This window comes from Nitratireductor sp. OM-1, from assembly GCF_003296175.1.
Lineage (GTDB): Bacteria > Pseudomonadota > Alphaproteobacteria > Rhizobiales > Rhizobiaceae > Nitratireductor > Nitratireductor aquimarinus.
The window spans coordinates 804,436-824,339 of the sequence record NZ_CP029209.1; the positions used below are offsets into that span (position 1 = coordinate 804,436).

Below are 19,904 nucleotides of genomic sequence, written 5' to 3' on the forward strand. Positions count from 1 at the left end.
GATCAGCGGCAGCTATTCGTTTACTTTGACTGTCATGCCCGCATTGACCCAAGCTACCTCCCCCTGCGTTCATCGCTGGACCTACGCAGTCGGGGCCAACGAAGTCTCGGTGGTTCTTCCAGATGGTTGTGTCGATCTGCTTGTCTTGTCCTGCGGCAGGGCGGGAAGCGAGGTTCTTCAAGTCACTGACTGGGACTTCGCGCCAAGGTTGGTCAGGCTCGACGCAGGAACCTGCCTGACTGGATATCGGCTGCGGCCTGGCACCACGCTAGACCTTGCCGAATTCGAGATCGCGGACCGTGACGTGTCGAACCTTGATACAGAGATCGAAGCCCTCACGCGGCATGACCAAGAGATTTCGGAAATCATCGATGCCCTTTGCTTGCCGGGCAACAGCGTTCATCGCCTGGCCCGGCAACAGGGCGTATCGGAAAGAACCCTGCAACGTCGGTTCAGGCACCTGTCGCTTCCAACCCCGGCCTTCTGGCGTCAGCTGGGTCGGGCCCGGCGGGCGGTTCAGGCCCTACCATGTCGCGTCCCGCTTGCCGAGATCGCGGCGCACTACGGCTATAGCGACCAGGCCCACATGACGCGAGAGTTCGTGCGGTGGTTCGGCTGGACGCCCGTCCAACTCCACCGGAACCCTGCTGCGATTGCCGATCTGGCGCAACCCGGGCTTGGCAACTGGTCATTGGAAATCGGCTTGGAGATCGCGGGCCTGACGTAGGAAATGCCCGCATCGCTTGTCCACGATGTCGGCGAGGCTGGCGAGCTTGATGTGACGCCGGTGCTTTCCGCCGCCTTCTAGCACCTTTTCCGGATCAGCCAGCTGCGCGCCGTTGGTGAACTCTAGGGAAACGTGGTCCTTGTAGGCGAAAATCCCGCAGAACTGCGATTTGGGCTGCCCGGGAACGCTCTCGACCATGGTTCCCCCATATTTCGCGACAAAGGCCGCCTCCGGCTCGACCGTTGCGACAACAGCTTTCAACTGAGCGACAATTTTGGCTTTCTCTGACTCCTCCATCATGGCCTCAACCCGGCAACTGTACTGCTGTGCAGATTTCGATCAGATACCCATTCGGGTCCGCCACGTATGACGTTGTCTGCCCCCATGGTTCATCGCGCGCGTCCTGAATGAGCGTGGCCCCCGCGTCGAGCGCCCTTTGCAGGGTGCCAGCCACATCCTCCGTCTCGAATGCTATCTCGAACGTCGGTGCGTCCGGTCTCGGCAGCGCCGGGTCCTTGTCCAACTGACGCATGAGGGTTCTTGAGGAGAAAGCCAGTTTGGTTTCCCCTGTTAGCAGCTCGCCGTAATCGCCGCTTTCGTGAAGGAAGCCGCGTTCGAACCCAAAAGCCTTTTCGAAGAAGTCGAGCGACGACGAGACGTCATCCACGTAGAGAATCGTGTAGCGAAAGATCATGTGAGGTGTCTCCAACAATGCGACCACAACGATAGGCCACGATGGGATGGCGGTCTTGAAGAAAGCCGACATTCAGCGGCTGCGCAGCATCACGCACTCCGGGCTCCAACCCGCCATTGTGACAGCCGCCATTCGGATTGCTGGTGTACGGCCCCGGCGACCGCTCTGAGCCCATGCTACCGAATGCTGCGCGATGCACGACGGCCGCTTTCGGAGTTCGCGCTTGACAAATTAGGACGCTCGTCCTAATCTTGGCTACAGCGACTCTTCAGGGGCCTCCATGTCACGATCAGCCACTCGCAAACGTATCGAAGAAAAGGCCGATGCCCTCTTCTACGAGGCAGGTTTCGAGGCGACATCCTTTGCGGACATTGCGGGAGCGGTCGGCATCTCCCGCGGCAATTTCTACCACCACTTCAAATCCAAGGACGATATTCTCGACGCAGTCATTGACCGTCGCCTGGCAGCAACACAGACACTGCTCGAGTCCTGGGAAACGGATGCCGCACCGAAAGACCGAATACGGTCTTTCATCCGCATCCTCATCACCAATCGGACCAAGATCATGGCATTCGGATGCCCGGTCGGGACGCTAACGACCGAGTTGGCCAAGCTGGATCACATCGCAGAATCGCGCGCCGCAGAGATTTTCGGCCTGTTTCGCGACTGGCTTGCGGATCAGTTCAGGGCGCTCGGGCATAAGGACGGTGCCGATGCTCTGGCGTTGCATGTTCTCGCCCGCTCGCAAGGCATCGCAGTGATGGTCTCCGCTCTCAAGGATGAGGCATTCCTCAGGGCGGAAGTCTCCGCGCTGGAGGCGTGGCTTGACCGACTTCCCGTTCAAACCTCAACGAAAGACTAGACAACAGTGTTCATCATCTATCTCCGCTTCTCCGAAAACAAATCAGCCGCCTCGGATTTCATGCCGGCCCACAACGAATGGATCGCTCAGGGTTTCGGCGACGGCATCTTTCAATGTGTGGGCTCTCTGACACCGGAAGGCGGCGGCGCGATTCTGGCGACAGGAGAAAGCCGCGAAGAGATCGAGAGGCGCATCAATACCGATCCGTTCGTAGAGCACAATGTCGTCATTGCCGAGATCACCGAAGTCGACGTCAAGAAGACAACACCCGCGCTTGACTTCTTGAAAGCCTGAACGATGCCAAAGCTCTTCACATGAGCCGATGGTGAACCACGCTGGAGCTGGTCAGGTGCGGCGCCGGAGTTCCTCGACTATTACGACAAGGAATGGGGTTCTCCGGTTGCCGTCTACGCTCGGAACGCCAGCTTTCGGGCAGCCACCAGTGCTAATGGGATGACAGAGATGGAGCCGTCACCTGGCCGAGCAATTCAACTCCCTGGGCACGAACGATTGTCAATGCCTCAGGGATTGCGGCGCGTCCGGCAGAAAATCCTGTCGGACGTCTAATTCCGCCACTTGAAAATCCTGCACATTCGGATCGGGAACTACTTACGGCACCGGGCCCTGTAGATCCGACCGTCGCGACCGCGATATTCGCAATATCCGTTGCGAAGGTTTCGAACGAGAAGCCCGCCCAACGCCCCTGCGCCGGCGCCAATAAGCGCTCCTCGACCACCGTCGGCCAATCCGCCGACAACAGCACCTGCTGTGGCTCCCACGCCAACGTCCCGCTCTGTGGTGGTGCAGCCAGCTATGGCAAAGGCGGCTGCTGCAACGACAAGCATATTCCGAACCATCGTGTACCTCACAAAAATCCACCCATTGGCACCCCAAAAGGCTACACTTGTTGCAATCTTCAAACAAGCGGCTCCGTCTCACCATCGATTTCAAGAGGATGCAGGCAGGCGCCAGCGCGTTGATTTACGGTGAGCAAATTCGCGTAAGGAACCATGCTAGCGTGGAGTTCTCCGGCTCATGACAAACTTCCGGTTCCTCAGGGACGAACTATACAACTCCGTAACAAGCATGCAGCCGCCGGCGTTTCACTCTCCGCCATCGCTCTGGCTTCACTACTCCCATCACACACCTACTCCCCGTGCCAGCCCTCAATGGACCAGCCTGTCAGGTTCTGAACCTCCTCGCGGGAAACGGATCGGACAGGCTGGATGAATGTCCAGACATGTCCCTCGGGATCGCGTGCGCGATAGGTGCGGTCGCCGTAGATCTGGTCTTCCGGCTCCTGCAAAATCTCTGCGCCGGCCTGTCGGGCGTGCTCGCAATGATCGTCGAGCGCGCCCTTGAGCTTGATGTAGAGAGCCTGCGTGTTCTTCGCACCCACCGAGGCCGGGCTGGCGACATGGGAAGACCATTCGGAATCGACGATGATACAGGCATCCCCGATGCGCATTTCGGAGTGAACGAGTTCACCGTCCCTGTCCCGCACCACGGTATGACGCTCAAAACCGAATGCCCGTTCGAGCCAGTCCAGCGCGGCGGTCGGATCGCGGTAGAAGACGCCCGCCCCCAGCGTGGCGCGCCTGAATGGGTCCTGCATGTTGCCGCTCCCGAAATCGGCCGAGATGTGCGCAGGCGCCGATCAGGCAAGCCATGATACACTCAGCCACAAGAGTTGAAGATTGCAGCCGGTTCGAAGCATTTCCGGGCGGGTCGCGCAAGACTGAACGTCGAATGGCTCCATCAGATCGCCTCATCCACGATGAGATGCGGTTCGCCCCGGGAGCAGGGTTCGACGCGGGCGCGCACGCGGAAGCTGGTCGCGAGGTTGTCGGGGGTCAGCACATTGGCCGCCGGCCCAAAAGCATGAAGCGTTCCGTTTGACAGAATCGCCACCTCGTCGGCGAATTTCAGCGCCAGGTTGAGGTCGTGCAGCGCGATCAGGACGAGCATGTCCTTTTCGCGCGCCAGCCCGCGCACACAGCTCAGGGCTTCCAGCTGGCGGTTCATGTCGAGCGCGCTGGTCGGCTCGTCCAGAAGCAACACCTGCGGATCGCGCACGAGGCACTGGGCAAGCCCGACAAGCTGGCGCTGCCCGCCACTCAGTTCCGACAACACCTCGTCGGCGAGATGGTCGATGCCAAGCGTTTGAAGCGTCTGGTCGACCGCCATCAGGTCACCGTTTCGCAGCCGCCAGCCGCTCACCTGCTTGCGGGCCAGAAGAACGGCCTCGAAGACGGTCAGAACCGCACTGCCGCTCTGGTCCTGCGGCATGTAGGCGATGGCCCGGGCGGGATCGCGCACATTTCTGATGCTGAAGGAGCCCGGCCCCGGCAGAAGGGCGGCGATGCGGCGGAAGAGGGTCGACTTGCCCGCCGCGTTGGGGCCGACAATGGCAACCACCTTGCCGCCGTCGCAGGGCGGCAGCGTGATGTCGCGCAGCACATCACGCGACCCGAAGCGAACACCCAGGCGATCCGTGCTCAAAACTACCATATCTCTCTCCCGTTCTTGAGGATCAGATAGAGGAAGACCGGCAGGCCAACGGCCGCGGTCACGATGCCGATGGGCAGCACGACGCCGGGCACAGCGACCTTTGCCAGGATCGAACTCAGCGACATGATCAGCGCGCCGGTCAGCGCGCTTGCCGGCAGGAGAAAACGCTGGTCCTCGCCCACCATCATGCGCGCGATATGCGGGCCAACGAGCCCGACGAAGCCGATCGTGCCCACAAAGGCCACCGGAATGGCCGAGAGAAGCGACACGAGGATCAGCGTTTCAAGCCGCAGGCGGCGCACCGGTATGCCGAAGCTGGCCGCCCTCGCCTCGCCCAGCCGCAGCGCGGAAAGCTGCCAGCGGCGGCGCAGGAAGATCGGCAGCGTGATGGCCACAGCGAGCGCGGTCATGAAGAATTTCGGCCATGTGGCCTTGGCGAGGCTCCCCATGGTCCAGAACACGATGGCAGCAACCGCCTCCTGATTGGCGAAATACTGGGTGATGGCCAGCGCGGTGTTGAAGCTGAAGACAAGCGCGATGCCGAACAGAACGATGGTCTGGATGGACGCCCCGCGCCTGATGCTCGCCATGTGGATGAGACAGGCCGTCGCCATGGCGACCACAAAAGCGTTGACCGCAACCACATATTCGCCCGCTGCCGGAATGAGGGCGACACCGAAGGCGATGGCCAGCGCCGCGCCGAAGCTCGCGCCGGCTGAAATGCCCAGCGTGAAGGGGCTCGCCAGCGGGTTGTTCAAAATGGTCTGCATCTGCGCCCCGCCAATGGCGAGCGCCATGCCCACGACGATGGCCATTAAGGCGGCCGGCGTGCGGATGGACCAGACGATAACCCGCATCTGCGCATCGGCCTCGACCGGCGCGATCAGCGTGCGCGCCACATCCCAAAGGCCATAGCTTGCCGGCCCTGTGGCGATGTCACCGATCAGCGCCAGAACGAGAGCGACGGAGAGAGCGGCGAGAACGAGCTTTCGCCGCAGGGTCAGCGCCTGATAGGAGGTGCGCCCCGAAAGGGGCGCTGTTTCACTGCGAATGCCGGTCATGACGGATTGTCGGACAGGCTCACGGCGTAGCCCGGCAGATAGTCCACGGGCAGGAAGCGGTGGTGATAGTCCGCAAATGTCTCGTCCGGGTCCAGATCGGCAAAGAGCTCGGGATGGAACCATTTCGCCATCTGCTGCACGGCCACGAAATCATAGGGGCTGTTGTAGAACTGGTGCCAGATGCCGTGGAAATTCTGCTTTTCCTGCGCCTCGGTGCCGGCATAGGCATTGCGCGTCGTGTACCAGTCCAGCTTTTCGCGCGCGTTTTCGGTGTCTTCGCCCGGACCGACCGGTATCCAGCGTCCGCCTGGAACATAGGCTTCCCAGTCCGCGCTGGTAACGACCACATGCTCCGGATTGGAGACGATCACCTGCTCCGGGTTGAGCTGGCCGAAGGTCGCGGGCAGGAAATCGCTACCTATATTGTGGCCGCCGGCGAGCTCGACATATTTGCCAAAATTCTCCGGCCCGAATGTGAGGCAGCATTCCTCCGAATAGCCGCCGATGCGCTCAATGAACACGTTCGGTCGTTCAGGCCTCTGCGCGGCGATGACATCGGTCACCTCGGCCATTGCCTTGCGCCGAAAGGCGACGATTTCCTCGGCCCTGTCCTCGCGGCCCATGATCTTGCCGAGAAGGCGGATTGTCGGATCGGTGTTTTCGAGCGGCATGTGCCGGAAATCCACATAGAGGACCGGAATATCGAGCGCGGCGAGCTTTTCGACATATTCGGCGTCCTCATTGGCGCGCATGGCCTCGAGGTTGAGCAGAACCACATCGGGCTTCTGGATGATGGCGGACTCAATGTCGATCAGGCTGTCTTCCTGCCCCTTGAAGGTGGTGAGGTCCGCAAGCTCGGGAAACGCCATCAGATACTGCGCATAGGTTGCGGGGTCCGCCTCGATCAAGTCGTTGCGCCAGGCGACAATGCGCGAAAGCGGGTTTTCCGGGGCGAGCGATGCAATGAGGTAAAGCTGTCTGCCCTCGCCCAGCAAGATCCGCTGAACGGGCGCCTGAACGGCGACCTCGCGGCCTGCAATATCGGTCACGACAAGCGGTGCCTGCGCCTGAGCCGCCGGCCTGTCTTTGGCAAGAGCCAACCCTGATGGCACGGTCAGGGTCAGCAGAACTGCCATGGCGATGGAGCCAAGCAGGGTTCGTCTTTCAGTCATTTGAAATCTCCTGTTTGTTTGAGTGTCGCTCCCTCAGCCATGTGCCGAGCGCGATGCAGGTGGAGAGGGCGTAGAGGGATGAGACGAGTGGGAACGCGGCTTCCAGTCCCAAGAGCCGCGTTGCGATGACGCCGGCGGTGATGCCGATCACGGATGCGCCCTGCTGCCAGCTTTGCGCGAGGCCAAGCGCCCGCCCCTGCCGGTCGCCCGGCGTGGCTGCCGAGACAAGTGACAGAAGAACGGGCGTGGTGCCGCCCAGAAGCACACCCCAGAGGAAATAGAGCATGGTGAATGTCGCAACGGAGCTGGTGGCCCCGGCGAGATGCGTGACGAGCAGGCACGCGGTCGTGATCAGCACGCTCCAGCCCAGCACAAAGGCGTTGGGCCGCTCTTCGAGGAACCGCGCCCACAGCGGCGCGGCAAGCACGAAGCCGAGCGCGAGCAGGCCGTAGCTGAAACCGGCAACCCAGTGGGCCGCGCCGAAAACCTGCGTCATGTAAAGCGCAAACGGAACCTGAAGCACCATGCGGCTGGCAATGAGCGTGCTCATCAAAACAAAGAGCGCGGTGACAGGCGCTTCGGCCGGCCGCGCCTGCACCCTGCCCGCGCCCACGGCGGGCGCTTCGCCCTGCGGTGTCGGCAGGCTTAGCCAGGCGACAAGGGCGCAGAGGGCGCAGACCGCGCCGGCGGTGAGGTTGATCACGGCGAAGGGATAGGCATCGAGGATCAGCCCGCCCAGAAACGCGCCGCCAAGCGAGCCCACATTGGTGGCCACCTGGAGCCAGGCGAACAGGCTTGTGCGGTCCCTGCCCCCGGTGACCTGAACCCCATAGGCCTGCGCCGGGGCAATATAGCCCGCGCATCCCCCTGCAGAAAACGCAGGGCCATGATGGTCCACACATCGGTTGCGAAGGCCACCAGCAATTGCGTGACGGCCAGCCCCGCAAGCGCGCGCACCATCATCAACCGGTTGCCGTAGCGGTCACCCATCCGCCCCCAGAAAGCGCTGGTCAGCGACATGCCGAGCATGGGAAGCACGTAGACGCCGATGCCGGCAAGGGCGAAGGCGTTTTCAGAAGCGCTCAGCGCCTCGATGTGCAGCGGCCAGAACGGCCCGCTCATCTCCATCGCGCCCATGGAAACGAATTGCAGCGCAAAGAGCAGAACAAAGACCGGCCCGAAGCCGCGAATGACCGTTGCCGTGAGCGTCATTGCGCCTCCGCCAGCGGGTTGGGCAGCGTGTGCTCGGCGCGGTAGTCGCGGTATCGCTCCAGATGCATGCGCAGAACGGAGCGCGTCGGCCAGGGCTCTTCAAGGAACGCCGCACGCTCCCGCTGCCAGAAGGCGTCGCTCAGCATGCGCGGGCGCAGCGCGTCGAAAACGCTTTCCGCTTCTTCTCTGAGAATGCGCCACAGGCCTGTGTCGCGGAGCTCATAGTGATCGGTGAGGGTGAGCGCGATCTCGTGCAGATGGCAGACGAAGCAGGCATCGATGAGGAAGGACCGCACCGGGCCGATATCCTCGTCGAACGTGGTGGGCAGAATGCCCTCCCGCACAAAGGGTTTCAGCCGGAAGCCACGTTCCTCGAAAAGCGGTGCGAAGCTGCGGCCATCGCCGAAATCGCGGATCAGGAGTTTTCGTGGTCTGCCCGCCGCATCGAACAGGATGGTGCTGTTCTGCTGATGCGCCTCCAAGGCGATGCCATAGAGCAGATACATGGTGAGCACGGGCTCGATGATGGTGCGTGCATAGGAGCGGAAGAAGGCTTCCACCCCCGCATCGCCCTCGCCGCCCTCGTCTCCCCGGGCGATCAGCTCGCAGATGAGAGGCCGGCCATCGAGCGGGCTTTCGGCAAGAAGGGCGGCAACGGCGACCGCGATCTGACCGTCGGCAAGCTTCAGCACATCGGTGTTGCGATAGACAACAGAGAGAAAGCGGCCGGGATGCTCATCGCCCGTTTCGGGATCGCGGAGGATCGCGCCCAGTTCCTCGGTGAAAATGTCGAGCCTGTCACGCAGTACCTCCCCCTCCCGCATCAGGATCTCGCGGATCATCGCGCTGAGACGCGGCCCCATATGAATGGACTTGGCCTGCAGGGTGCGCTGCTCGCTTGTCATCCAGATCGCGACCGGCAATTTGATGAAGGGGCGCGGGGTATGCGTCTCCGGCAGCATGGTGCGGAACGACATGGAAGGCAGCGTCACCAAGTCGGGGCCTTCCGGGTCGAGCACGCCACGGGCGATCTCGTCTGCAAATTCGTGGCGCACGAAATGCGTCAGATGCCAGGCATGGATCGGCAGCGGTATCCACTCCGTTACCACCTGGCCGCACGCCTCCAACCGGTGCGACCAGTCCCGCCAGCAATCGGGGAAATTCTGCGCGAACCAGTCGGAATAATCGCCCACATGAGGCATTCTCTCGACATAGGCCCAGTCCCTGCGCAGCGCGGCAATACGCACCGGCACCCGCGCGCCGAACTCGGGCGAGAACGCTTCCACGTCTTCTGCCGAGAGGCCCGGGCGCGCCTTCCACGTTGGATAGAAGGGGTGCCCTTCAAGCGCGCCCCATTGATCGAGGAACATCGCCGCCAGATGGGGCGGCAGGGTCTCCTGCAGATAGGCAAGGAGGCCGGAGGCCTTCGCATCATCGATCCGGCGTCGCAGCCCCGCGCTCCAATCCGCGCGGTAGCGACGCGCCAGAATGTCGTTTGCCATGCTGTTTTCGATGTCGCGCAGGAGATGTGTGATGCCATTGGCCGCGGGCGACATGGCAAGGCTCGGGGCAATCGCCCGCACCAGCGTGACGGGATGCTCGATGCGGGCGCGAACGCCTGCCGCATCCACAAGCTCAATCGGTCCGAAATTGCGCAGTGTGCCGGCGGGCGCACGACGCAGATCAGCGAAATGGAGAACCCGGCGCGATGGCCAGAGCGGAAGTTCCGCCTCATTTCTGTCCCCGGCCCATTGCAGGGCCGCCGGATCGAGCAGGCCTTCGGCGAACAGGCAGCGGATGAGCCTTCGCAGTGCGTTCTGCACTGCGTTTTCCCGCAAAGGCGCTTCATCGAGACTGGCGGCGGTGTAAAGGCGAATGTCATCCATCACGCAGCCTCCGGCCAGTTGCGGGGCACATAGGCTGGCGCGGTTTCGGCCAACCCGCCGTGATAATCACAGGCCCAGCGATAAGTTTTCGCGATGTTGGGAACCGCCACGCCGAGCCGTTTCGCCATCTCAACCAGCAGGGCCTGCCCGAAACCGATGTCCTCGTGGAAGGCGCGGCTTTCGCGGTCGATCACCAGCCCCCGCCCCTGCGGATCAGGCGTCATGGGGGCTTTGATACCGGCATAGGCGCGGTTCGTGCGCAGGAGCGAATAGAGGCTTCGGGCATCCCCGATCTGGTCGCCATAGGCTTCGATCAATTCCTGCCGGAGCGGCTTCACGCTGCTGAGATCGATGCCGAGCTTCGCCTCTGCCGCATGGCGGATCGCCTGATTTTCCGCATCACACGCCTCAAGGAGATCCGCGCCCTTTTGCGGACAATCGCTCCACCAGCAGACGGGTGCGTCGAACGCTCTGCCCTGCCATGGCCCGTCCGGGCCGATCAGGCCATAGAGCACGGCCGGGTGCATGAGCGCATTGCCAGGCGTGAGCGTGATTTCCAGATAGTCGCGCAGCATCGTCACCGGGGCCGCAAACAGCGTGGCAAGCATGCCAGCCAGTTCCGCACCGTGGGCGTCATCCTCGCGGCGGTGAAGCGCTGCATAAAGCAGCGCCTTTGCACCGCCCATGCGCACGCGCTTTCCGGGCGTCAGGTCGAACGCCGTGTGGGGCACATCCTTCATGCCCCAGATCACGACATTGTCGTGTCCAGCCAGAATCTCGGCGGCCAGCCAGTCGAACCCGCAAAAGCCGGGGATCGCGCCGAGAAAGACGCGCCTCTCCTGCGAGAGGTGTGGCGCAAGCTGTTCAAGAAGCCCGGCGCGCGCCTGTGCGGGCTGGGTCACCACGACGAGATCCGTCTGGGAGAGCGCCCGCTCGACATCCGCGCCCACATAGTCTGGCCGCGCCGAGAGCACACCGCCGTCAGCGGAGTGCGCCTCCCACTGGCCCTCGCCAGAGGCCCAAAGATCGGCCAGTTCGGCGTTCCGGGTGAAGACGGAAACGCTGACATTCGGCTGCTGCCTGAAAAGCACTGCGTTGAGATGTCCGGTGCGGCCCGCGCCGCAGATCGTGACCTTCATGCCGCGCACGCCATGCCGGAGAGCCAGAATTCGAGCTGCTCGCCAATCGCTGGATCCAGCAGGTTGCGTTTGAGCATCCAGTCATCATCGAAGATGGAGCCAAGATATTTCTCGCCGCCATCGGCCACCACGGTGACAACCGTGCCCGAAAGATGGCCCGACGCGATGAATTCCAGCGCCTTGTAGATGGTTCCGCCCGTGGAGCCCCCGACCAGAAGACCATGATGGCGGGCGACATGGCGCGCGGTTTCAAACGCCTGCGTGTCGGTAACCTGCACGCCTTCATCGATGCAGGTGTAATCGAGCACTTTGCCCACTTCGTCGCCGGCCGGGGTTCCCGTGCCAGACTGATAATAGGCATGCCCCGGCTTGCCGAAAACGATGGAGCCCGCAGGCTCCACCGCGATCGTGCGAATGCGCGGGTTGTGCCGCTTCAGACGCCGGGCGATGCCGGTCATGGAGCCGCCGGTACCGACACAACCCACAAAGGCGTCGATCCCTCTGGGAAACTGAACGAGCAGTTCATCGACAAAGCCGGCATAGCCATCCGGGTTCGCCGGATTGTCGGACTGGTTCATGAAGAGCGCGCCGGGTAGCTGCGCACCGAGCTGTGCGGCAAGCCGCTGCCGCTCCACCACCGCAACCTCGTCTTCGCGAAAATCGCCTTCGACAAAGCGGATCTCCGCGCCGAGCGCCCGCATGGTGCGGATCTTGTCGGGTGCGGCGTGGTGGTCGACCACGGCGATAAAGCGCAGGCCGAATTCCTGCGCGGCAAGCGCCAGGCCTATGCCGGTATTGCCGGAAGAGGATTCAACAATCGTCCCGCCGGGGGAAAGCCTTCCGTCTTCAAGCGCGGCAATGACCATGCTGCGCGCCATGCGGTCTTTCATCGAACCGCCTGGATTGTTCTTCTCGATTTTGAGTGCCAGCGTAGCGTCGCTATTCGGCACAGGGATCGTCATGACCGGCGTATAACCGATCAACTGGCCAATGGTGCTGCAAAGCATGTGCGCCTCTCGTCAGTGTGTCAGGAACAAGAGCTGGCTGCCCATTTGAGTCCTGAACCACGCAAAGGCGGCCCGGCATCGGGTGGCGATGAAATTCGTTTTCGAGGAGGTCCATCTGGTAGCCGCCAGTGTTGGCGCAGACCAGAATGTCTCCGGCGCGTGGAGCAACCGGAAAGGTGAGCCAACGGTTGCACAGCACGTCTTCATCCAGGCAGCTGTGGCCTGCGATGTAGGCACGAACGGGCCTGAGTAAGCGTGCGGAGCGACCCGTCGGCAAAAGGACCGGATCGACCAGAAATTCGGACGAAAACCACGTCTCGCAGGCGCTGAAACTGCTGCCTTCGACGAAGATGACATGGTCATCGGCGGTGAGCGCCTTGACCCGCAGAATCCGAAAGAGCGTCAGCGCCGTCTGATCGGCGAGCGCGCGCCCCGGCTCCAGCCCAAGCGTCAGCGCTTCGCGCTTCAGATAATCCGCAACGCTGTGGCCATCACCCATGGGAGCGTCGAGCAGATGGCGCAGCCAGTCGGCGGCGGAAAGCGCGCCCCCATAGGGATAGAACGCGGATGGCACTCTTCCGGTTCGATAATCGTCAGGCCTCTGCGCCTGCAAATGCGCGCGATAGGCGTGCGGATCGACATATTGCGCCGGCAATCCGCCGCCAATGTCGATCATGCGCGGGGCGAGCCCCATGGCGCGGGCTTCAGCGATCAGCGGAGCGGCCTCAAGCAGCGCTTCTGCGCGCTTCTCCCAGGCATAACCACTTATATGAAAATGCAGCCCATCGAAGCGCAGTCTCTTTTCGGCGGCAATGCGCGCAAGGCAGGCGCGCAGGCGCGGTGCGGGCATGCCGAAACGGCTCTTTTCATGACCGGCAGGCTGCAGGCGCAAAAGCACCGGCTGCACGCACTCCCGGTCTGGAAGGCGGGCGATCAGATCATCGAGTTCTTCCGGTGAATCGACCGAAATCAGGGCCTGACAATCGATCAGGGCCTCGTGAAACGCCCGGGATTTCGCCGGTCCCGTTGCCACGAGCTTTCCCCCATCGGCTCCGAGATGCAGGGCGTCCTGAAGCTCATAGAGGCTCGACACATCAATCCCGGCACCGGCTTTCAATGCCGTGGCCATCAGGCCCGGTGATTTGTTGACCTTGGCGCCATAATAGACCGCATGGGCGATGCGACGCTGCGCGAAAACCGCCTCCATCGCGGCCAGATTCTTTGCCAGTTGTTCGGGCCAGATCAGGTTGAGCGGGGAGCCGTGCCGGTCGATCCACTCCATCGGAAGCGTGCTTTCTTCGGCCAGAAATCTTGCGATTTCCGGGCTTAAGACGGGGGAGAGCCCGGCATTGGGCTTGTGGCCATGAAACGTCACGGGCGCGCCTCGGGCGCTGACCTGAAGAAACGCGGCGCGATGCCCGGGTGACGCAAATGGCCAAGCGGCAGCGCGCAGTCGGGCAGTTCCTCTACGAATAGATGCCGCGTGGTCTTGCTCGGGAATTTGCGGCCGCTGCGCGCCATCGCGAAGATACGCGCTGGCGTTATCGTCATGCCCGGCCGCCAGCTCTCCACCTTCACATCGCAATAGTCGCGCAACACGACCGGAACGACGGCAAGACGCAGGCGCTGGGCGACGGCGAGACGATGATGGCCATCCATCACGAACAGGGCGTTCCTCTCGACCGCGATGGGCACGGTCCAGAAGCCGTGGCGCAGAATGACGTCCTGAAGCCCGGCAACCCGGTCGGGGTCGACGTCTTCGGTTGGTATCAGGCTTTCTGGCGAAAGGAGACGATACTGCATCACGAGTGATCCGCTGTTTTCGTTCCCAATCATCATTAATATGAGTATCTTTGTCAAGATTAAATGAGAGGCGCTGCACAACCCATGGCTGAGACCGCCGCCCCCTCGCCTGCCAGGCAGATCGGCGCTGCGACATCGCGTCTGTTGAGTGGACGCGCCTTCATGATAAAAGTGGCATCAAATATATCACTTTAGGAGCATGCCATGAGCGATGCATTGTCGGCGCGCCCCAGGCCGCAGCCGGACGAGGCCCTGAAAGACCCGGCGGTGGACCGCGCTTTCATCGGCCGTCTGGTGCGGGAATTCTATCGCCGTGTTCGCAGCGATGCGCGTCTCGGCCCGATTTTCGCCGGAGAGATCAAGGACCACTGGGAACCGCACCTGGAAAAGATGACGGACTTCTGGTGCGCCGTGATCCTGAAGGATGGCAGCTATCACGGCAGACCCGTGCCGGCGCATGTGAAGCTCACCACCGTCGAGGAATCCGACTTCGACATCTGGCTCGGCATCTTCCGGCAGACGGTTGCAGATCTGTGCGCGCCGGGCACCGCGGCGGTCTTCGTCGAGCGGGCCGAGCGCATTGCAAGGAGCCTGCGGCTGGCCATGTTCTTCCGCCTGCCTGCGGCGCTCGGACCGGATGCGGCGCGTGCGAGGAGTGCGGGCAATGCGTGAGAACGAAACCAGCCCCGTGGCGCTCGCCGCCTATGGCTTCATCGCCCTCATCTGGCTGGGCATGGTGTGCGGTGTTTCCTTTCTGGCCACACCGGTGAAATTTCAGGCGGGCTCGATGTCGCTGCCTGTCGCGCTGGAGATCGGCAATGTCACCTTCGCAGCCTTTTCGCGCGTTGAATGGGCGCTGGCTGTCCTGCTGATGATGGCGACGGTGTTCGTTTATCGGCGACGCATGCTTCTTCTGGCAACGGCGCTTCTGGTGGTGATCCTCGCTGTGCAATCCTTCTGGCTTCTGCCCGTGCTTGACGCGCGCATGGCGGCCGTTATTGCCGGTTCGCCGCTGCCGGCCTCCATGCACCACTTCATCTACGCTTCCGGCGAGGGCCTTAAAGCGCTCCTCCTGCTTGGCGCATCGCTTTGCGCCCTGTTCGGTCTGGTGCGCTCCCACAGGGTTTCCGGCGCAGCGCAGGGGTGACGCCATGCGTATGACGCAGCAGACGGATTATGCGCTCAGGATGCTGATTTATCTGGCGCTGCGGGGCGATGCCGGTTGCACGGTGAGCGAGGTGGCGAATGCCTATGATCTGTCGCGCAACCATCTGTTGAAAGTCGCGCGTCGGCTTTCGCAGATGGGTGTGGTGACCACGGAGCGCGGCCGCTCCGGTGGCATCGCGCTGGCGCGTGCGCCGGAGGAAATCACCCTTGGTGCGGTCGTGCGGGAGATGGAGGAAAGTTTCGCGCTGGTCGCCTGCATGGGCGGTGGCGAGACGCGCTGCGCACTGAACCCGGCCTGTCGCCTGAGGGGCGTCGTGGCCGAAGCGCTGGATGCATATCTGGCGGTGTTCGACCGCTATTCGCTTGCCGATCTCGTGGCCGAGCGTTCCGCGCTTGCCGGGCTTCTGGGCCTTTCGCTGGAGCCTCCCGCGGCCCCGGCCCTGAATTAAAGCCGGGCAGGAAACCCGCCCGGCATAGCCCTGCCCGGATCAGTTGGCAGCGAGCTTTTCCGGCAGCGCTTCAAACAGTTCGGCAAAGTGCTTCTTCGCCTTTCCGGGGTGCTTGACCTTCGCCGCAGCGTCGGCATTCCCCGGCTCGCCGACCACCACCAGGGCGACCATCCCCATGCCGTAATGCGGGGTGCATTTGACGCCGTAAATGCCTTCTTCCGTCAGCGTCACCGAGAAATCCTTGCTGACCTTGCTGCGGAATGTTTCTGCGCCTTCAGGAACCATGCCCTTGATGGTCTCGGCATTGTGGCCGGGATCGACCGAGACGAAATTGATCGTGTCGCCGGGCTGCGCGCGAACGAAATCCGGCTCGAAAACCATCACGCCCTTCTCGCCCTTGTTGAGCATCCTGATCTCAAACTCGGCGGCGAAGCCGGGCGTTGCGACGATGCCAAGGGCAAGGCCGGCAACAAGTGCCACGGCGGCGGTTTTGATCGCTTTCATGAATGGTCTCCTGGGTTCGGCTTCGAACGCTTGATATCGACGGCTCCTTCTAGCCGTCGACATGGAGGCACACTTTGCGATTGGTCAAACAGGCCGCATTTGAGCGCAGGTTTTCTACTGGAATGCGTTCTCGTCTATCGGCCAGATTGGGCGGGCGAGTTTGGTGTATCCCGCCGTCTTCGGATTGTTTGGATAGCACCCTTCCACCGCCGCGTAGATGATCTCTTCCGCGATGGGCGCAAAACCCGCATGGAAGTGGTTGGTCGACTTGATGAGAAGCACCTGCTTTTCCAGCGGATCGACCCCGAGATTGGAAAAGATATCCGGCTCGAAGGTCTGGGTGCGGTTGGTGTTGAGAACGATGTCGATCTCGGTGCCGACAAGCCGCACCACAGCCGCCGGGCCAAGCGTGACGCGGCTGGTGCCGAAGGTCTGCCACCCTTCTTCCGCCAGCCTGCGGATTTCGAATGTGCCGTCAAATGGCGTGCCACTGGCCGCATTCGCCTTGCCGCCGATGCGCATGTCGAGAATGGTGCCCTCGCCCGCGCCATGGGCAAAGCCGACGGCCTGCGGATCCCAGATGGTCGCAACACCCGCGCGCGTGATGCCGCTTTCAACAAGCGCATGCAAAAGCGCGGTGTTGTCGCCTGCGGTTCCGCCACCGGGATTGTCCCACATATCCGCGATCACGACGGGTTTTCCGCTCCTGCCGCCGGCGCCGGCTTTCGCGATGGCGTCTTCGATGGAGAGGCTGTTCATCGCGGTCATGCCACGCATGCCGCGCACCTCCAGCCCCAGTTCTTCGGCCAGTGCGTCACCGGCCTCCGGCGCATTATCGGTGACGACCATGACCTGGGTGCCAAGCTCGGGCACGTTGCCTCCCATGAAGCCATGGATCAACGAGGCCGAAAGAACGTCTCCCCTGCCCTGCAGCGCCTTCATGCGGTCCACGAAGGAGCGCATGGGCTCGCGGCTCGTGGGAAAGACGTCGATCATGCGGCAGTCGAAGGTGGAGATCACGGGGCGTATTTCGCCGCGCGTGGCGCGCAGCGCCAGATCCACCACATGCTCGGCGCGCTCCAGAAAATCCGTATGCGGAAACTCCAGAAAGGCGGCGAGAATGTCCGCCGCCGCAACGCGCTTCGCCGTCAGGTGGCTGTGCGGATCGAGTTCGGCGGCAACGATCACATTGGGGCCGACGATCTCGCGCACACGGGCAAGCAGATCGCCCTCGCAGTCGTCGAGCCCGCGCGCCACCATCGCGCCGTGCAGGCCGAGCACCACGCAGTCCACCGGCATGGCGGCCCGCAGCTGATCGAGAATCTCATCGCGCAGCGCCTCATAGACATCGAGACGGACATAGCCGCCCGGTTCCGCCCAGGTGGCGGTGCCCTCGATCAGGGTGAACCCCTCCTCCTTCGCCCGCCGCCGCAGAACCGGAATCGGCGCGGAGCAGAGCGTCGGGGTTTCGGGATGGTCGCCGGGTCCGGCGTAAAAGGCCATCTCGAAATCCCCGCGATCCGTGGGGATGGGCGAAAAGGTGTTGGTTTCGGTGGCGAGCGACGCCGTGAAGACACGCATGCGATGAGATTCCGGTTTGTCTGGATCAGAGCGGCTTGTAGGCGACGGCCTCGACCTCGATCTTGATGTCGAGCATCAGCCGCGATTCAACGGTGGTGCGGGCCGGTGGATCCTTGGGGAAGTGCTTTCCATAGACGGCGTTGAAGGGGCCGAAATCGCGCGCATCTTCCAGCCACACGGTCGTCTTGACCACATCGTCCAGCGAGCAGCCGGCGAGCGCCAGCGCGGCCTTGACGTTGGCCATCACCTGCTGGGTCTGCTCGGTGATGCCGCCCTGAACGACAACGCCATCCTCACCAACGGGCACCTGGCCCGAAATGTAGACGAAGTCGCCGGCGCGAACGGCGGGGGAAAGCGGCACATGGGATGTGCCAAAGCACTGCTTGGTCATCGATAAACTCCGTTTTGAGACCTATTTCACCGCGCCGATGGCGAGGCCACGCACGAGATAGCGCTGCAACCAGGCAAAGATGATGGCGACGGGAATTGTGGCGACGAACGTGGCCGCCATGACATGGTGCCATTCGACCGTGTAGCGGCCGGCAACCAGCGAGAAGATCTGGATCGGCAGCGTGTAGCTCTCCTGCCGTCGCAGCATGGTGAGTGCGATCACGAACTCGTTCCAGGCATTGATGAAGGAGAAGATGGCGGTAACCGTCATGGCCGGAAGGGCAAGCGGCAGGAACACCATCACCAGCGCCTTTGCCGGGCTCGCGCCCTCAATCCAGGCGGCTTCCTCCAGATCCTTCGGGATGGTGGAGAAATAGCTCTGCAGCATCCACACCGTGAAGGCGACATTGAACGCGCCATAGACGAAGACGATGGAATTCACATTGTCGAGCAGGCCGAGCCACACGACCAGCCGGAACAGGCCGATCACCAGCACGATGGGCGACAGCATCTGCGTGACCAGAAGGAACTGGCGGAAGAAGCCCTGTCCCGCGAAACGGAAACGGCTCATCGCATAGGCTGCGGGAATGGAGACGGCGAGCGCCAGCACGGTCGACAGAACCGAAACATAGACCGAGTTCCACAGCGCATTGCCGAAATTGGTTACGGCCCACATGTCGATGAAGTTGCGCCATGCCGGCTCGCGCGGCCACCAGGTGGGCGAAAGCACTTCATTTGCCGGCTTGATCGCGGTGATGAACATCACGGCGAACGGGAACAGGATCAGCACGATGAGCGGCGAGAGCAGCGCCCAGTAGAGGAAGGATTTCTTCAGCTTCGGGCTCATGTGCGCTCCCTCCGCATGGCCAGCGAGACATAGAGAACGGTGAAGGCGAGCAGCAGCACGAACATCATCACCGAAAGGGCCGAGGCCTCGCCGAGTTTACCGAAACGGAAGCCCAGCTTGTAGAGATAGGTGACGAGAATGTCGGTGGAGTTCGCGGGGCCGCCCTGCGTGGTGGCCCAAATGATCGGAAACGAGTTGAACACATAGATCATGTTCAGCACGATGGAGATGTTCAGGAACGGCTTCATCAGCGGCAGGGTGATCTCGCGGAATGTCTGCCAGCGCGACGCGCCCTCAAGCTTCGCCGCCTCATAAAGATCGTCGGGAATGGAGGAGAGGCCTCCGAGAAAGATCGTCGTGGTGAAGGGCACCGTGACCAGAATGCCGATCATGATCTGCACCGGAAAGGCGGTGGAGGCGCGGGCGAGCCACTGGATGTTCTGGTCGATCAGACCGAGACCATGAAGGCCGGAATTGAGCATGCCGCTTTCGCCGTTCAGCGCCCAGCGCCAGACAATGGCGGTCATGGTCAGCGACACGGCCCAGGGCAGCATGATGATGACGCGCGCAATCGCACGGCCATAAAAATCCTCGTTGAGGATCATGGCGACGGGCACGGAAACGACGAGCGTGCCGATGACGATGGCGCCAGTCCAGATGAAGGTGCGCCACAGCGCGCCCAGAAAATCCGGATCGGTGAAGACCGCCACGTAGTTTTCGACACCGTTGAAACCGCGCAACTGGCCGAAACGATTGACGTCATTGAGCGAAATCGTGCCGAGCTGGTAAAGCGGCCACAGGATGATGAACGCGGCGAGCAGGAACCCCGGCAGGATCAGCAGATAGGGATTGGTCAAAGGCGAGCGGATCATGGTCCCGTCACGTCTTGCCG

The 19,904-nt window shown here is 62.3% G+C and carries 23 protein-coding genes and 1 pseudogene; 6 read left to right on the forward strand and 18 right to left on the reverse strand.

The genetic code is table 11. The annotated features are described in order from the left end of the window. Window positions 1-208 precede the first annotated feature (208 nt). Window positions 209-727, forward strand: coding sequence for an AraC family transcriptional regulator (locus DEJ54_RS22865; RefSeq protein WP_162742450.1), 519 nt, complete (start codon window positions 209-211; stop codon window positions 725-727). Here DEJ54_RS22865 and DEJ54_RS22870 read toward each other — a convergent pair. Next, the gene (locus tag DEJ54_RS22870) at window positions 689-1,027 is read right to left on the reverse strand and encodes a DUF1801 domain-containing protein (protein ID WP_113157046.1); all 339 of its coding nucleotides are present in this window, start codon (window positions 1,025-1,027) and stop codon (window positions 689-691) included. The genes DEJ54_RS22865 and DEJ54_RS22870 overlap by 39 nt on opposite strands. 4 nt (window positions 1,028-1,031) lie before the next feature. Further along, on the reverse strand, window positions 1,032-1,421 hold the full coding sequence (locus DEJ54_RS22875; protein WP_113157160.1) for a VOC family protein: 390 nt from the start codon (window positions 1,419-1,421) through the stop codon (window positions 1,032-1,034). A 280-nt stretch (window positions 1,422-1,701) separates the two neighbouring features. Between DEJ54_RS22875 and DEJ54_RS22880 the strand changes: the two genes are divergently transcribed. Next, the gene (locus tag DEJ54_RS22880) at window positions 1,702-2,283 is read left to right on the forward strand and encodes a TetR/AcrR family transcriptional regulator (protein WP_113157047.1); all 582 of its coding nucleotides are present in this window, start codon (window positions 1,702-1,704) and stop codon (window positions 2,281-2,283) included. A 6-nt stretch (window positions 2,284-2,289) separates the two neighbouring features. Beyond that, a complete protein-coding gene (locus tag DEJ54_RS22885; protein ID WP_113157048.1) occupies window positions 2,290-2,577 on the forward strand; it encodes a YciI family protein in 288 nt (95 codons plus the stop codon). A gap of 311 nt (window positions 2,578-2,888) precedes the next feature. On the opposite strand, the gene DEJ54_RS22895 is transcribed toward DEJ54_RS22885, so the two are convergent. The 11 genes and pseudogenes from DEJ54_RS22895 to DEJ54_RS22945 form a co-directional block, all read right to left on the reverse strand. Further along, window positions 2,889-3,128 carry a YMGG-like glycine zipper-containing protein gene (locus DEJ54_RS22895; protein WP_113157161.1) on the reverse strand — a complete coding sequence of 80 codons (240 nt, stop codon included), beginning with the start codon at window positions 3,126-3,128 and terminating at the stop codon, window positions 2,889-2,891. A gap of 302 nt (window positions 3,129-3,430) precedes the next feature. Further along, entirely contained in the window at window positions 3,431-3,898 is a 468-nt protein-coding gene (locus DEJ54_RS22900; protein WP_113157049.1) for a VOC family protein, read from the reverse strand. Between the two features lie 143 nt (window positions 3,899-4,041). Further along, window positions 4,042-4,794 (reverse strand): ABC transporter ATP-binding protein, encoded by a 753-nt coding sequence (locus tag DEJ54_RS22905; protein WP_113157050.1) that lies wholly within the window; start codon window positions 4,792-4,794, stop codon window positions 4,042-4,044. Further along, window positions 4,788-5,855: an iron ABC transporter permease gene (locus DEJ54_RS22910; protein WP_113157051.1), complete on the reverse strand. Its 1,068-nt coding sequence runs from the start codon at window positions 5,853-5,855 to the stop codon at window positions 4,788-4,790. The genes DEJ54_RS22905 and DEJ54_RS22910 overlap by 7 nt, the downstream gene beginning before the upstream one ends. Then, entirely contained in the window at window positions 5,852-7,027 is a 1,176-nt protein-coding gene (locus tag DEJ54_RS22915) for an ABC transporter substrate-binding protein (protein WP_113157052.1), read from the reverse strand. Before DEJ54_RS22915 ends, DEJ54_RS22910 begins: the two co-directional genes overlap by 4 nt. After that, window positions 7,020-8,239 (reverse strand): annotated as a pseudogene (locus DEJ54_RS22920) (MFS transporter). Before DEJ54_RS22920 ends, DEJ54_RS22915 begins: the two are co-directional and overlap by 8 nt. Then, on the reverse strand, window positions 8,236-10,125 hold the full coding sequence (locus DEJ54_RS22925; protein WP_113157053.1) for an IucA/IucC family siderophore biosynthesis protein: 1,890 nt from the start codon (window positions 10,123-10,125) through the stop codon (window positions 8,236-8,238). The pseudogene DEJ54_RS22920 and the gene DEJ54_RS22925 overlap by 4 nt, the downstream one beginning before the upstream one ends. Further along, the gene (locus tag DEJ54_RS22930; protein WP_113157162.1) at window positions 10,125-11,264 is read right to left on the reverse strand and encodes an NAD/NADP octopine/nopaline dehydrogenase family protein; all 1,140 of its coding nucleotides are present in this window, start codon (window positions 11,262-11,264) and stop codon (window positions 10,125-10,127) included. Before DEJ54_RS22930 ends, DEJ54_RS22925 begins: the two co-directional genes overlap by 1 nt. Then, the gene (locus tag DEJ54_RS22935) at window positions 11,261-12,271 is read right to left on the reverse strand and encodes a cysteine synthase family protein (protein WP_113157054.1); all 1,011 of its coding nucleotides are present in this window, start codon (window positions 12,269-12,271) and stop codon (window positions 11,261-11,263) included. Before DEJ54_RS22935 ends, DEJ54_RS22930 begins: the two co-directional genes overlap by 4 nt. Beyond that, window positions 12,204-13,646, reverse strand: a complete 1,443-nt coding sequence (locus DEJ54_RS22940) for a Y4yA family PLP-dependent enzyme (RefSeq protein ID WP_113157055.1) — start codon at window positions 13,644-13,646, stop codon at window positions 12,204-12,206. The genes DEJ54_RS22935 and DEJ54_RS22940 overlap by 68 nt, the downstream gene beginning before the upstream one ends. Continuing rightward, on the reverse strand, window positions 13,643-14,074 hold the full coding sequence (locus DEJ54_RS22945) for a ParB N-terminal domain-containing protein (protein ID WP_113157163.1): 432 nt from the start codon (window positions 14,072-14,074) through the stop codon (window positions 13,643-13,645). The genes DEJ54_RS22940 and DEJ54_RS22945 overlap by 4 nt, the downstream gene beginning before the upstream one ends. Before the next feature lie 204 nt (window positions 14,075-14,278). Here DEJ54_RS22945 and DEJ54_RS22950 point away from each other — a divergent pair, with 204 nt between their 5' ends. Genes DEJ54_RS22950 through DEJ54_RS22960 form a run of 3 tightly spaced genes read left to right on the forward strand, consistent with a single transcriptional unit; the run spans window position 14,279 to window position 15,690 of the window. Next, on the forward strand, window positions 14,279-14,746 hold the full coding sequence (locus DEJ54_RS22950; RefSeq protein WP_113157056.1) for a group III truncated hemoglobin: 468 nt from the start codon (window positions 14,279-14,281) through the stop codon (window positions 14,744-14,746). Beyond that, window positions 14,739-15,221 (forward strand): DUF4149 domain-containing protein, encoded by a 483-nt coding sequence (locus DEJ54_RS22955; protein ID WP_162742451.1) that lies wholly within the window; start codon window positions 14,739-14,741, stop codon window positions 15,219-15,221. Before DEJ54_RS22950 ends, DEJ54_RS22955 begins: the two co-directional genes overlap by 8 nt. Before the next feature lie 4 nt (window positions 15,222-15,225). Next, window positions 15,226-15,690 carry an Rrf2 family transcriptional regulator gene (locus tag DEJ54_RS22960; protein ID WP_113157057.1) on the forward strand — a complete coding sequence of 155 codons (465 nt, stop codon included), beginning with the start codon at window positions 15,226-15,228 and terminating at the stop codon, window positions 15,688-15,690. Between the two features lie 39 nt (window positions 15,691-15,729). Here the strand turns inward: DEJ54_RS22960 and DEJ54_RS22965 are convergent, their stop codons facing one another. From DEJ54_RS22965 to DEJ54_RS22985, 5 genes are all read right to left on the reverse strand, one after another. Beyond that, window positions 15,730-16,194 (reverse strand): pseudoazurin, encoded by a 465-nt coding sequence (locus tag DEJ54_RS22965; protein WP_113157058.1) that lies wholly within the window; start codon window positions 16,192-16,194, stop codon window positions 15,730-15,732. A gap of 114 nt (window positions 16,195-16,308) precedes the next feature. After that, entirely contained in the window at window positions 16,309-17,775 is a 1,467-nt protein-coding gene (locus DEJ54_RS22970) for a M81 family metallopeptidase (protein WP_113157059.1), read from the reverse strand. 25 nt (window positions 17,776-17,800) lie between these two features. Next, window positions 17,801-18,166 carry a RidA family protein gene (locus DEJ54_RS22975; protein WP_113157060.1) on the reverse strand — a complete coding sequence of 122 codons (366 nt, stop codon included), beginning with the start codon at window positions 18,164-18,166 and terminating at the stop codon, window positions 17,801-17,803. Between the two features lie 21 nt (window positions 18,167-18,187). After that, window positions 18,188-19,012 (reverse strand): carbohydrate ABC transporter permease, encoded by an 825-nt coding sequence (locus tag DEJ54_RS22980; protein ID WP_113157061.1) that lies wholly within the window; start codon window positions 19,010-19,012, stop codon window positions 18,188-18,190. Continuing rightward, a complete protein-coding gene (locus DEJ54_RS22985; RefSeq protein ID WP_113157062.1) occupies window positions 19,009-19,884 on the reverse strand; it encodes a carbohydrate ABC transporter permease in 876 nt (291 codons plus the stop codon). Before DEJ54_RS22985 ends, DEJ54_RS22980 begins: the two co-directional genes overlap by 4 nt. Between the last annotated feature and the right edge of the window lie 20 nt (window positions 19,885-19,904).

Excerpts from the sequence above, each read along its gene's own strand:
- DEJ54_RS22960 (WP_113157057.1), top strand. The coding sequence starts at position 15,226 with ATGCGTATGACGCAGCAGACGGATTATGCGCTCAGGATGCTGATTTAT.
- DEJ54_RS22905 (WP_113157050.1), bottom strand. The coding sequence starts at position 4,794 with ATGGTAGTTTTGAGCACGGATCGCCTGGGTGTTCGCTTCGGGTCGCGT.
- DEJ54_RS22980 (WP_113157061.1), bottom strand. The coding sequence starts at position 19,012 with ATGAGCCCGAAGCTGAAGAAATCCTTCCTCTACTGGGCGCTGCTCTCG.
- DEJ54_RS22915 (WP_113157052.1), bottom strand. The coding sequence starts at position 7,027 with ATGACTGAAAGACGAACCCTGCTTGGCTCCATCGCCATGGCAGTTCTG.
- DEJ54_RS22875 (WP_113157160.1), bottom strand. The coding sequence starts at position 1,421 with ATGATCTTTCGCTACACGATTCTCTACGTGGATGACGTCTCGTCGTCG.
- DEJ54_RS22880 (WP_113157047.1), top strand. The coding sequence starts at position 1,702 with ATGTCACGATCAGCCACTCGCAAACGTATCGAAGAAAAGGCCGATGCC.
- DEJ54_RS22910 (WP_113157051.1), bottom strand. The coding sequence starts at position 5,855 with ATGACCGGCATTCGCAGTGAAACAGCGCCCCTTTCGGGGCGCACCTCC.
- DEJ54_RS22970 (WP_113157059.1), bottom strand. The coding sequence starts at position 17,775 with ATGCGTGTCTTCACGGCGTCGCTCGCCACCGAAACCAACACCTTTTCG.
- DEJ54_RS22900 (WP_113157049.1), bottom strand. The coding sequence starts at position 3,898 with ATGCAGGACCCATTCAGGCGCGCCACGCTGGGGGCGGGCGTCTTCTAC.
- DEJ54_RS22935 (WP_113157054.1), bottom strand. The coding sequence starts at position 12,271 with ATGCTTTGCAGCACCATTGGCCAGTTGATCGGTTATACGCCGGTCATG.
- DEJ54_RS22870 (WP_113157046.1), bottom strand. The coding sequence starts at position 1,027 with ATGATGGAGGAGTCAGAGAAAGCCAAAATTGTCGCTCAGTTGAAAGCT.
- DEJ54_RS22955 (WP_162742451.1), top strand. The coding sequence starts at position 14,739 with ATGCGTGAGAACGAAACCAGCCCCGTGGCGCTCGCCGCCTATGGCTTC.
- DEJ54_RS22950 (WP_113157056.1), top strand. The coding sequence starts at position 14,279 with ATGAGCGATGCATTGTCGGCGCGCCCCAGGCCGCAGCCGGACGAGGCC.
- DEJ54_RS22965 (WP_113157058.1), bottom strand. The coding sequence starts at position 16,194 with ATGAAAGCGATCAAAACCGCCGCCGTGGCACTTGTTGCCGGCCTTGCC.
- DEJ54_RS22975 (WP_113157060.1), bottom strand. The coding sequence starts at position 18,166 with ATGACCAAGCAGTGCTTTGGCACATCCCATGTGCCGCTTTCCCCCGCC.
- DEJ54_RS22895 (WP_113157161.1), bottom strand. The coding sequence starts at position 3,128 with ATGCTTGTCGTTGCAGCAGCCGCCTTTGCCATAGCTGGCTGCACCACC.
- DEJ54_RS22930 (WP_113157162.1), bottom strand. The coding sequence starts at position 11,264 with ATGAAGGTCACGATCTGCGGCGCGGGCCGCACCGGACATCTCAACGCA.
- DEJ54_RS22985 (WP_113157062.1), bottom strand. The coding sequence starts at position 19,884 with ATGATCCGCTCGCCTTTGACCAATCCCTATCTGCTGATCCTGCCGGGG.
- DEJ54_RS22925 (WP_113157053.1), bottom strand. The coding sequence starts at position 10,125 with ATGGATGACATTCGCCTTTACACCGCCGCCAGTCTCGATGAAGCGCCT.
- DEJ54_RS22945 (WP_113157163.1), bottom strand. The coding sequence starts at position 14,074 with ATGCAGTATCGTCTCCTTTCGCCAGAAAGCCTGATACCAACCGAAGAC.